8 protein-coding genes are annotated in these 11,503 nt (G+C 67.6%); 2 read left to right on the forward strand and 6 right to left on the reverse strand.

What is annotated here, in order from left to right:
* Positions 1-14 precede the first annotated feature (14 nt).
* The 6 genes from glgB to KBZ14_RS03550 form a co-directional block, all read right to left on the reverse strand.
* Positions 15-2,336, reverse strand: a complete 2,322-nt coding sequence (gene glgB / locus KBZ14_RS03525; protein ID WP_255117063.1) for a 1,4-alpha-glucan branching protein GlgB — start codon at positions 2,334-2,336, stop codon at positions 15-17.
* A gap of 97 nt (positions 2,337-2,433) precedes the next feature.
* Positions 2,434-3,204 carry a DUF3887 domain-containing protein gene (locus KBZ14_RS03530; RefSeq protein ID WP_255116927.1) on the reverse strand — a complete coding sequence of 257 codons (771 nt, stop codon included), beginning with the start codon at positions 3,202-3,204 and terminating at the stop codon, positions 2,434-2,436.
* 24 nt (positions 3,205-3,228) lie between these two features.
* On the reverse strand, positions 3,229-4,824 hold the full coding sequence (locus tag KBZ14_RS03535) for a CocE/NonD family hydrolase (protein WP_255116928.1): 1,596 nt from the start codon (positions 4,822-4,824) through the stop codon (positions 3,229-3,231).
* A 1-nt stretch (position 4,825) separates the two neighbouring features.
* On the reverse strand, positions 4,826-5,080 hold the full coding sequence (locus KBZ14_RS03540) for a DUF8664 family protein (protein WP_255117064.1): 255 nt from the start codon (positions 5,078-5,080) through the stop codon (positions 4,826-4,828).
* 111 nt (positions 5,081-5,191) lie between these two features.
* Positions 5,192-5,599 (reverse strand): DUF4332 domain-containing protein, encoded by a 408-nt coding sequence (locus tag KBZ14_RS03545; protein ID WP_255117065.1) that lies wholly within the window; start codon positions 5,597-5,599, stop codon positions 5,192-5,194.
* On the reverse strand, positions 5,596-6,063 hold the full coding sequence (locus tag KBZ14_RS03550; protein ID WP_255116929.1) for a DUF2518 family protein: 468 nt from the start codon (positions 6,061-6,063) through the stop codon (positions 5,596-5,598). The genes KBZ14_RS03545 and KBZ14_RS03550 overlap by 4 nt, the downstream gene beginning before the upstream one ends.
* A 69-nt stretch (positions 6,064-6,132) precedes the next feature.
* Between KBZ14_RS03550 and KBZ14_RS03555 the strand changes: the two genes are divergently transcribed.
* Positions 6,133-10,584, forward strand: coding sequence for a translocation/assembly module TamB domain-containing protein (locus KBZ14_RS03555; RefSeq protein WP_255116930.1), 4,452 nt, complete (start codon positions 6,133-6,135; stop codon positions 10,582-10,584).
* A gap of 32 nt (positions 10,585-10,616) precedes the next feature.
* Entirely contained in the window at positions 10,617-11,501 is an 885-nt protein-coding gene (locus tag KBZ14_RS03560; protein WP_255116931.1) for an ROK family protein, read from the forward strand.
* Positions 11,502-11,503: the final 2 nt, after the last annotated feature.

Here is an 11,503-nt window from a genome sequence, read left to right on the forward strand (position 1 = left end):
CGCGAGCCGCGAACTTACCCGAGCAGCCCCCCCATCGTGGCGCTCCAACTGGCGGTCTCCATTGCTTCGTCACAGACCTCCTGATCCAGCTCCTGGCTGCGCTTCTCATCCCGCTGGAACACGAGCACGGAGAGGGGAGGCAGGCAGAGGTCGAGGGAGTTCTCGTAGCCGTGGATGCCCCAGGTGTCGCTGAACTTGCCGCCCAGGTTCCCCAGATTGCTGCCGCCATAGCGCTCAGCATCAGTGTTGAACACCTCGCTGTAGTAGCCCGCCATCGGCACCCCCACCCGGTAATGGGCGTGGCTCTGGGGGGTGAAGTTGGCCACCACCACCAGCCAGCGGCCCGTGGTGCTCTCCCGCCGCATGAAGCTGATCACCGAGTGGCGGTTGTCGTTGCAATCAATCCACTGGAAGCCGTACTCGCTGAAGTCGTCGCCCCAGAGGGCCCGCTCCGACTTGTAGAAGCTGTTGAGGTCGTCCACCAGACGCTGCAGGCCCTGGTGGGGGGTGTGCTGGAGCAGGTCCCATTCCAGATCACCCCACACATTCCATTCGCCGCGCTGGCCGAACTCCATCCCCATGAAGATGGTTTTCTTGCCGGGGTGGGTCCACATGTAGGCCAGCAGGGCCCGCACGTTGGCGAATTTCTGCCAGTCATCGCCTGGCATCTTGTGGAGCAGGTTGCTCTTGCCGTGCACCACTTCATCGTGGCTGAGGGCGAGCATGAAGTTCTCGGTGTAGGCGTACCAGATCGAGAACGTCACATTGTTCTGGTGGAACTGGCGGAACCAGGGATCGAGCTCGAAGTAATCGAGCATGTCGTGCATCCAGCCCATGTTCCACTTGAGGTTGAAGCCCAGGCCGCCGATCTCGGTGGGCTGGGTCACCATCGGCCAGGTGGTGGATTCCTCCGCGATCGAGAGGGCTCCTGGGAAGTGCTGGAACAGCACATGATTGGCCTGCTGTAGGAAGCGCACCGCCTCGGTGTTCTCACGGCCGCCGTGCTCATTGGCAATCCATTCGCCATCGGGCCGCAGATAGTCGCGGTAGAGCATCGAGGCCACCGCGTCCACCCGGATGCCGTCGATGTGGAACTGCTCAAACCAGTACACGAGGTTGGCAACCAGGAAGTTGCGCACCTCGTTGCGGCTGTAGTTGAAGATCAGCGTGCCCCATTCCTTGTGCTCGCCGATGCGGGGGTCGGCGTGCTCGTAGAGGTGGGCGCCATCGAAGAAGGCCAGGCCATGGGCATCCTTGGGGAAGTGGCCGGGCACCCAGTCGAGGATCACGCCGATGCCTTCGGCGTGGCAGCGATCCACAAAGGCGCGGAATTCATCCGGTGTGCCGAACCGGCTGGTGGGCGCGTACCACCCCGTTACCTGATACCCCCAAGAGCCATCAAAGGGATGCTCCGAGATGGGCATCAGTTCGATGTGGGTGAACCCGCGGGCCTTCACATAGGGGATCACCCGATCGGCGAGCTCGGGATAGGTGAGCAGGCGGGCACCGGGCTTGAGATCGGCCGCTGGCACAGGCGCACGTGGCGTGCCATCGGCTTCGATGTAGGGCTGATAGGCACTGGCGTGCATCCAGCTACCCAGGTGCATCTCGTACACCGCGATCGGCTGGTCGAGGGGGTTGCGGCTGTCCCGCTCCTGCATCCAGGCGCTGTCGCCCCAGTGGTAACCCGCCAGGGGTTCAATGATGGAGCCGTTGTTGGGACGCACCTCGTGGCGGAAGCCGTAAGGGTCGGCTTTTTGATAGCAGTGGCCCGCTTGGGTGCGGATTTCATATTTGTAGATCTCGCCGGGCTTCAGGCCGGGCACGAACAGTTCCCAGCACCCCCCTAGGCGGGACTGCATGGGGTGATGGCGGCCATCCCAGCCGTTGAAATTGCCGAGCACCGACACGCTGCGCGCGTTCGGTGCCCACAGGCAGAACATCACGCCGGATACCCCATGGAGACTCACCACATGGGCGCCCATGCGCTCCCAGATGTGGTGGTGGTTGCCTTCGGCGAACAGATGGCGATCCATTTCGCCCATCCACTCCTCGCGGAAGGCCCAGGGGTCGTGGCTCACGTGCTCGATGCCGCCACGCAGCACCCGCACCTGGTAGACGCTGCCGGGATCGCCGGGCAGCTCCGCCTCAAAGATCCAGGGGTGGTGCGGGCAGCTCGTGGCTATGGCATTGCCGCCGGTGAGCAGTTCAACCCGTTCCGCCTCGGGCATCCACACCCGCACCACCCAGTTGCCGTTCTCCTGGGGCTGAGGACCCAGCACCGCAAAGGGGTGGTCGTGGCGACACTCCGCCAGGCGCTGGGCATCGTCCACCATCCAGTTGAGCTGAGCCAGCACAGGTTTGAGCGCAAAAGCGTGGCTGGGAGCTTAGGCCGCTTTTCCCTTGGAGCTCAGGTCCGGCTGCCGCTGAACCTCAGCGAACCGGTTGCGGTTGCGCAGGCTCTTCGGGGAAGTCAACACCGGTGATCTGATTGGAACCGTTGAGGATCACGAACAGGTTGTCTGTGAGGCGGTTGAATTCCACGTTCACCAGCACCAGGCGGGTGTCTGGGGTGCTTTCGCCTGATTCGACTGCCCGTCCGACGCGGACGAAGTTGCCAGTGATCCGCTGTAGTCCCAGCCATTTGCGCTGGAGGGCTTCCGGGGGGATCTCCTTTTGAAAATCAGGGCTCAGGAAGCTGTTGGCGGTGATGAAGTTCCCGGTGCTCACGGCTTCTACGAACTGCCGAGCCACCTTGCTGGTGTCGTCGTCGGTGCGGTCGATGTAGTAGCGGGTGATCTTCCCTTGAGGGTTCAGAACCATAAACACAACGCGATCGCCGGCGGCCGTTCGGATCTCGGCCTCCACCGTGCTGCTGTTCAAGCCGCTGCGCACGCTCAGCAGCTCATAGCTCAGCAGCTTGGGCTGGCTGCGCATCGTGGCCGCGATCATCGAGGGGCTGGTGATCGCTTGGCGCTCTGGCGCGAACTGAGCGAAGCGGGCATTGGCGTCGCCGCGTTTGATGGTTTCCAGGATGCGCGTCGCCGCGGCCCGGGCCTGCTCGACGCTCAGGGCAGGCGCAGCAGGTGTGCCGTTGGCACTTTGGGCGGCGGCAGGGGGCGTGAGATGAAGGATGGGAGCCAGGGATGCCATGCCTGCCACCAGCGATAGGGCAGCGAGGGTGGGGCTCAGGGAGCGCAGCATCACTGGAGCTCGTTGGAAGTCGGCTCAGTTTGCCGTAACCATTGGGTGGATGCCGAGCTGCGCGCCCGCCAGATGCAGTTCTAGGCCGATCACGCGATGGTCCATACCGCTGGGGCCCTGGGGCATCGCTCCGGTGCCAGGGTTCACCGCGATCTGGGGCCAGGCGGCAGCTCCTACGGAGAGACGCAGCCGTTCGCCGGGTTGCACGGTGAGCAGCAGTGGTTGTAAGGCCACCCGCCTGGTCTGCAGGGTTAGGCAGCTGGCCCCGAGGAAGCGGGCCACTCCCGTACTTACCTGCCGAACCTCCCCCCGGCTGTTGAGCACGGAGAGGGCCACACAGAGATCAAAGCCCGGTTGATCGGCGCAGACCGGCAGCTCCAACAGTGGCCGGCCCAACACTTCAGTGGCCTTGCCGAACGGGGCTGAGCTGAAGCAGGCCACATCGGCGCGGTTGTCCAGGTCGGCCCGGTCCACCACGCCGGCATCGAGGCCTAGGTGGCCGCCTCTGCCGGGTAGGGGTCTCCAGGGGTCGTGCACCAGCACCACTGTGCCGCGGCTGGGTCCGGTCCCTAGCACCCCTTCGCTGGCATCGATGGCGGCCAGGCCGTCGCTCACCAGGCCCCAGTGCTGGCCGCTGCTCACCCGGGGGGAGCGGGCGCACCACTGGCCTGTGCCCAGGTCGGCCATCAGTTCACCTGGGGGTTTGGCCTTGTCATGCCGGGGCGTCTCGCAGCCCTTGAGGTGGCGATCGAAGAAGGCCAGCTGCAGCCTGTCAATGCCGCCCTGCCAGTTCAGGTGGGTCCAGGCGCCGATGCGCAGGCGCTGGTCGCTGTTGCCCTGGTGGGCTCGGTGCCAGAGCTCCAGCACTCCATCCAGGTAGGGGTCGTGCCAGCCGCCGATCTGCAGCATGGGCCGGCTCCAGATCGCACCCAGGGGCTCGTGTTGGGTCCAGCCCACTGGATCGGCGGGATCCCGCTGCAGCCAGGCCAGGCCCATGCCACGGGGATCGTGTTGCCGCAGCAGGCTTAGCCCATCCGTCAGAAAAGCCCCGCTGGCCAGGCTGGAACGGATCGCCTGCCAACCATTGGTGTTGGCTTGCCGCCGGCAGCTTTCCGCCGCCAGTTGCAGGGCCCAGCCCAGGCCGAGGGCCCACCAGTGGGCGTCGCCGCTACTGGCCCAGTGGCGCCGTTCATCCAAGCCGGCCATGGCGGGTGCCAGGGCATCGGGCAGCTGGCTTGGATCGTTGCTGAGCAGTTGGCTCAGGCCCTGATAGGAAAATCCGTAGGTGCCGACTCGGCCATTGCACCAGCTCTGGCTGCGCAACCAGCCCAGGGTTTCAGCACCATCGGTACCCTCCTGGGCGAAGCCCCCGAACTGGCCTTCCGAGCAGCCCCGGCCTCGCACGTCCTGAACCACCACGGCGTAGCCATGGCTCGCGTACCAGTGGGGATGGGCATAGGTCACCGTGGAAGCAATCGCCCGGCCGTAGGGCTGACGCATCAGCAGGGTGGGCCAGGCCCCGGGGCCGCTGGGGCGCCACACCCGACTCACCAAGGTCGTGCCGTCGCGGGTGGTGAACCGCGCGTCGCTCACGCCAATGTTGGCGATGCCCTGCGGCACCTCAGCGCACGTCCGGGCAGTGCAGACCCACCACGTAGGTGCTGAGGATCTCCGCGTCCGTGGTGCTCAGGCCCTGGCGAGCAGCCAGCTGGGCCACAGCCTGGGGCGAGGTGTAGGAGAGGCCCTGGGCATTCAGGGCGCGCAGCTCGGTGCACAGGGCCTTAGCCCGCTGGGGGTTCTGCTTCACGGACTCCAGCAGCGAGGAGTTGGCCAGAGCGGGAGCAGCCGCCAGGCTGGCCAGCAGAGCCGCTGCCATGGGCAGGCTGCGGGACAGGCGATGGGTCACGGCGGGGCGGGCCGGGTGGCCTGCCGGGAGGGAGTGATTCCATTTCAGTGGTGGCGGCATGCCGCCCACGGCGGGTGTGGGTCAGTTCCCGGAGCGACTGGACGCCGCCTGGGCCTGCCCAATCCAGCGCCTGAGGGTGGCGGCTGTCACCCGCGCGGGCGCCATGCCCAATAGGGAGCGTTCCAGGCGTCCCAGCTGGGTGAGCAGTTGCTGGGGTGAGGCCTCCGCCAGCCCCTTGCAGCTGGCGATGCCGGCGTAGAGCAGCAGGGCCGCCTCCTCAGGTTCCAGGCCCACCTGCACCACCAGCCGGGCCTGGCCCCGCAATTTGATCAGCTGCCGTTCCAGGGCACCGCCGCTGCGGCAGAGCAAGCGCAGTTGGGTATCCGTCTGCAGAGCCAACTGCTCCCAGCTGGTGATGCCGGCAGCCTCAAGCGCAGCCTGTTCCTTGCGGAAATGGCTCGGCAGCGGGTAGAGGCGAGCGGCGCTCAGGGCACCAGGGTGACGCTGCCGTCACGCAGATCGCGGATGGCCTCGGCCAGGATCACGGGTCGATCGCTGCCGGCACCGGCGGGCTCCACCCGGCGGAGCCGCACATGCACCAGGTCGTCGTCGGTCTTGCGGCCGCTGCCCCGCAGGTTGAGAGCCACCTGTTCCACACTGGGCTGGAAAGCCTCTGGCTCCATGTTGGCCGGTGCGGCAGCGATCACCAGATCGCTGCCGTTGTCGTACACCACCGGCACGCTCACGGCTCCCACCACCTGGGCCCGGGGTGAGTAGCTGATGGCGAAGGCCAGGCAGGAGACCGACAGCAGCACCGTGAAACTTGTGACGCCCACCAGGCGGAAGCGGATGCCCCAGCGGGCCACAAAGCCCACCACCGTGAGCACGGCCAGCACCCCACCGGCGATGCCGAGCCATTGGCCAGCCGTCAGCAGCAGGGGATCGGCAAGCATGTCGGATCGGGGGGCAGGAAAGATCACCTTTATATTGCGGCCTCCTCAGCCGCTGACTGCCACGGGCCGATGGGGCTGCAGCCTGAGGATTCCACCGCTTCTTCCCCCGGCACCTTGCGCCGTGTGGTTCCCGGCCTGGCGTTGTCCTTTGGCCTGCTGGGGGCCGCCTGGTTCGGCGCCGATGCGGCGGGTGCGGCCCTCTACCGCCAGCTCAAGCCGTGGCTGGAACGCCAGGTCGGGCGGGCCATGGGCCACCCCCTGGAGCTTGGCCCCTATCAGGGCCTGAGGCCCTGGGGGCTCAGTGCTGGGTCCAGCCGCTTTCAGCCGGGGCTCGATAACCCCTCTACCATCGCTGTGTCCGGGGTGTCTGTGGGGTTCGACCCCCTGCGCAGCCTGGTGCAGCGTGCCTGGGTGCTTCCGCTGCAGCTGCGTGACGCCCGGGTGCAGCTGCGCCGCAACAGCCAGGGCTCCTACTGGAGCCTGGGGGCGATGGCTCCCGGCCGCGAGCCGCCCCCGCTGTCCCTGCGCATCCACCTCCAAGGGCCAGCCGAGGTGACCCTGGCCCATGCTTCTGGTGCACCGCTGCGCTTCGGCCTGCAGGGAGAGAGTGAGCTCCAGTTGCGTCGCCGCCAGATCAGCCTCAGTGGTGCTGCGCGGCTGGCCCAGGGCGGCCAGTTGCGGTTTGCCGCCGCCGGCAACTGGCAGAGCCGTGCCTGGCGGGCGCAGCTGATGCCGCAGCAGCTGCGTCTGGCCCCACTTGTGCCTCTGCTGCCCAGTGGCCTGCAGCGCCAGCTGTCGGGCCGGCTCGACGGCCGCGTGCACGGCCGGATCCTGCTGCAGCAACCGGGGCAGTTGGCATCGCCGCAGGAGGCAGCCGCCCCCCGCTGCCAGGGCGCCCTCGCCATTGATGGGGTCCAATGGCGTTGGGGGGTCTTACCGGCACCGCTCCAGGCGGATCGCCTGGACCTGGGCTGTGAAGCCCAGCGCTTGCTGCTCAGGCGATCCAATCTGCGCATGGGGGCTTGGCAGGGCCAGTCCCAGGGCAGCTTGGCCCTGGGGGGAGCTCAGGCCGGCCGTGTGCAGCTGCGGCTCGATGCCCGCAACCGGGCAGCGGGCCACCGGTTCCGGGCGGATCTGTCGGGCCCGTGGCGGCACCCCGACCTGCGCCTCAGCGGCAGCCTGCAGGTGTCCAAGGTGAGGGGCCAGCCCCCCCGCCGGTTCGATCTGCTCGGGCTGGTGGTCCTGGAGAGCCGCCGGGGCTTGCGCCTGGACCTGCGCCAGCTCAGCCTGCGTCGTGGTGACACCCAGCTGCGGGCCAAAGGCGAGCTCTGGCCCCGCCTGGCCGTGACCAGCGACCCCTTCACCCTGGGGGCAGATCTGCTGACACTGCACCCGGCGTTGCGCCAGCTCCTGGGCCCCTCAGCCCGGGTGAATGCCGAGCTGGACCTCAGCGGCAGCCTGTCCCAGCCCCAGCTGGCCTTGGCCCTGCACCAGCCCAACAATCCCCTGCTGGGCTCCACCCGGGCGCGCCTGCGTTGGGCCACTGGCCTGCTCAAGCTGGAGAGCCTGAGCTCCCCCGAGCTCACGGCCCAGGGGGAGCTCCCCCTGGGCTTCGGCCGTGCCCCTGGGGTGCAGATCGGCGCCTTGCGCCTGCAGCTGGATCTACGCCGCTATCCCCTGGCCCGCCTGGCGCCACTGATCGGCTCCAAGCTCCATGGCCAGCTTGATGCCTGGGGATCGATCAGCGGTTCGTTCCAGGATCTGCGGCCCGATTTCCAGCTGGTGATGCAGGCCCCTGGGGCCGGCCCCGTGCTGCTCAACGAAACCTGGAGCGGCGCCCTCACGGCCCGCAGCGGGGGTGGGGGAGACCTTCGCCTCGTGCCCCAAGCCCCGGCAGCCCCCGGCAACCTGCAGGCCCTCCTGGATCGCCGCTGGCTTCCCAGGGCCGTGCAGCTGAGCCGGGGCGGCGGCAACCTCAGCTTCAGCGGCAGTCCCAGCCGCTACACCTGGATCTCATCGGCCTTCCCCCTGAATGGCCTGCAGCTGGCCATGGGGCCCCGCTCTACCCGCCAACCCCTGCAGGGCAGCCTCAGTGGCCGGGGGGTGTTGGATCTGCAACCCCTGTGGATGCGCGGCACGGTGCAGGTGGACCAGCCCGTGCTGTTGGGGGTGCGCGGACGCCGGCTGGTGGCCAGCGGCGAGTACCGGGACCGTCGTTTCAGCGTGAGTGGAGCGCTGGATGCGGACCAGGCCTCTCGCATCGGCCTGCAGCTCAAGGGAGAGCGGGGTGGTTCGATCTGGAGCCGTTTCGAGGGACGGCAGCTGGCCTCCCCCCTGCTGCGCCAGTTCCTCGCCGCATGGCCCCTGTGGCGTGGTGATCCGCAACCACCCCCTGGAGCGGCAAAGGATCTCGGCACCCTGGTGATCGACACCCTCGGTGGCAGCCTCTCCGATCAACTGGCGGCCCTCGAGGCAGCCAAAGCGCGGCTGGCGGAGTCGCTGGCTGTGCAGAACGCTCCGGGGCGCCGCCTGGCTCTGGCCGATCTGGAGGGCCTCGTGGATGCGGATCTCACCCTGCAGGGCTCCAGGGCAGATCGCCTGGTGCTGGACCTGGCCGCCCGCGGCCATCTCTGGTTGCAACGGGATGATCGCGATCTGGCCCTCGGCGCTGAGCCCTTCACGGTTCGGCTGCAGGGCCCCCTGCGCCAGGGGGGAGGCCGTTTCAGCTTTGAGCATCTGCCCCTCTCCTTGCTGGCGTTGCTCTCGCCGGTGCCGGCCTCCCTGCGGGGGGGCTTGATGGCCCAGGGGCGCTACAAGCTGGGCGGCGCTCGCCCGGAGCTGGAGGCTTCCCTGGGTCTCCAGCAGGCCGAACTGCAGGGGCGTTCCCTCAGCCTCGAGCGGGGCCTGGTACGCCTGGAGCCCCAGGCCATCGCCGTCGATTGGTCACTGCGCAGTGGCGGGGCCGCCAACAGCCTCGATTTGCGGGGTCAGGTGCCCCTCCAGCGCGATGCCACCGGCCTGGAGTTGCGGCTCTCCAGCCGTGGCGATGGGTTGCACTTTCTGTCCGCTCTCGGCGGCGAGGGCGTGCAGTGGCAACAAGGTGATGCGGACCTCCAGCTTCTGGTCCGCGGGAGCCTCAGCGACCCTATCGCCAATGGCTTCCTGCGCTTCAGGAAGGGTGTGCTTCGCGTGGCCGGCCAGACCATTCGCGATCTGGAGGCCACCGTGTTGTTCGACTTCCAGGAACTGGAACTGCAGCAGCTCACCGCCAGGGTGGGCCCCAGCGGTTCGCTCTCTGGCTCCGGTCAGCTGGCGCTGGTGCAGGAGCGAACGGCTGCCCCACGGTTGCTCAAGCTGCAGTTGAAGCAGGCCCCCTTTGCCGTGCCGCGGCTGCGGGCCCAGGTGGATGGCATGGTGTTGGTGAGTGGGGCCCTGGTGAGACCAGTGCTCTCCGGAGAGCTGCAGCTCAGTCGTGGCAGCCTCAATGTTCGGCCCGGGCAGCTGGCCACGGAGACCGAGGCCCGGAAACCCGTCAGCGTCCGGGAATTGCTGGAAGCGAAGTGGGACTTCCGCCAGCCCCTGGTCGTGATGGGTGCCGACCTGGAGAGCAACACCAGCCGAGATCTGCGCGAGACCGTTCCCAATCTGCCGTTGATCAGCCTCAACGGCCTGCGACTGCGGTTTGGGCCTGACTTGGCCGTGACGGTACCCAACGTCCTCAACTTCAACACCGGTGGTGTGTTGACCCTCTCCGGTCGGCTGGATCCTTCCATTCAGGCCCGTGGGGTGGTGCGCTTGTTGAACGGTCGGTTGGGCCTGTTCACCACCACGTTCAGCCTCGATCCCAGGGCCCCCAACGTGGCCATCTTCACGCCCTCGCTTGGACTGATTCCCTACATCGACATCGCCCTGCGGACGCGCGTGTCGGACACCTTGGGCACGACTGACGCCAGCCGTTCCAGCATCTACGACTGGAACGTGGCCGAGCCCACCAGCGCGATCGATCAACTGCGTCTGGTGAAGGTGATGCTCACCGCTACGGGCCCCGCTGATCGGTTGGCCGAGAACATCCGTCTCAGCAGCACGCCGCCACTGCCTGAGGATCGCCTCCTGGCGCTGGTGGGCGGCAATTCGCTGGTGGGTCTGATCGGTGGCAATGCCGGGGCCGCCCTCGCCACGGTGCTGGGCCAGTCGCTGCTGTCGCCCTTGGTGGGTGGGCTGAGCGAGGCCTTTGGCCAGAGGCTCACCTTCGCCCTGTACCCCACCTACTTCACCCCGGCGGAGGCCGTTGCGGTCGAAAACCGGTCCCGCCGCCTTCCCTCCCAGTTGGTGCTCGGTTCTGAGATCGGTTTAGACCTCACGGAGCGCTTCAACGTCTCCGTGCTCGCCGCCCCCAATCGCAGCGACATTCCGCCGCAGGTCACGGTGCGGTATCAGGCCAGTGATCTGCTGGGTGTGCAGACCTCCGTGGATACCGAGGGGCGCTGGCAGAGCCAGCTGCAGATTTTCCTGCGTTTCTAGGGTTGGCGGGTGCGCCCCTGGCCCCGCTTGCGATGCCCGAGCTGATTGGTGTGGATCTCGGCGGCACCGCCATCAAGCTCGGCCGCTTCAGCCCCGAGGGTGAACAGCTGGATGTTCTGCAGGTGCCCACTCCCCAGCCCGCCATGCCTGGGGCCGTGAGTGTGGCCATTGCTGAGGCGGTGCACCAGCTCGATCCCGCCCATCTGGCTGATCGGGTGGGCATCGGGTTGCCCGGTCCAATGGATGCGGCTGGGAGGGTGGCTCGTATCTGCATCAACCTGCCGGGCTGGCAGAACGTTCCCCTGGCGGATTGGCTGGAACCCCAGTTGCAGCGGCGGGTCACCCTCGGCAATGACGGCAACTGTGCCCTGCTGGGGGAGGCCTGGTGTGGGGCTGCCCGGGGCAGCCGGGATGTGGTGCTGCTCACCCTCGGCACCGGCGTTGGTGGCGGGGTGTTGCTGAACGGCGACCTGTTCACGGGCCACGGGGGTGCCGCTGCTGAGCCCGGTCTGATCTGCGTGGATCCAGAGGGGCCTGCCTGCAACAGCGGTAACAACGGTTCGCTGGAGCAGTACTGCAGCATCGCTGCCCTGGGGCGCCTGTCGCCCTTGCCGCCGGAAGAGCTCTCGCTCCGTGCCCAGCAAGGTGATGCCGAGGCCCTTGCGGTGTGGGACACCTATGGCCGCTGGCTCGGGATCGGCATCAGTTCGCTTGTGTATGTGCTCACCCCTGAGCTGGTGCTCATCGGCGGGGGGCTCAGTGCCGCCAGCGTCCATTTCATGCCGGCGGTTCTGGCGGAGGTGAACCGGCGGGTGCAGGCGGAGAGCCGCGCGGGTCTCACGATCCGCTCCTGTGCCCTTGGCAATGGTGCTGGTCGTCTGGGGGCCGCCAAGCTGGCGCTGGACCGACTGGGATGATG

Source organism: Synechococcus sp. HJ21-Hayes (assembly GCF_024345835.1).
Classification (GTDB): Bacteria; Cyanobacteriota; Cyanobacteriia; order PCC-6307; family Cyanobiaceae; genus Vulcanococcus.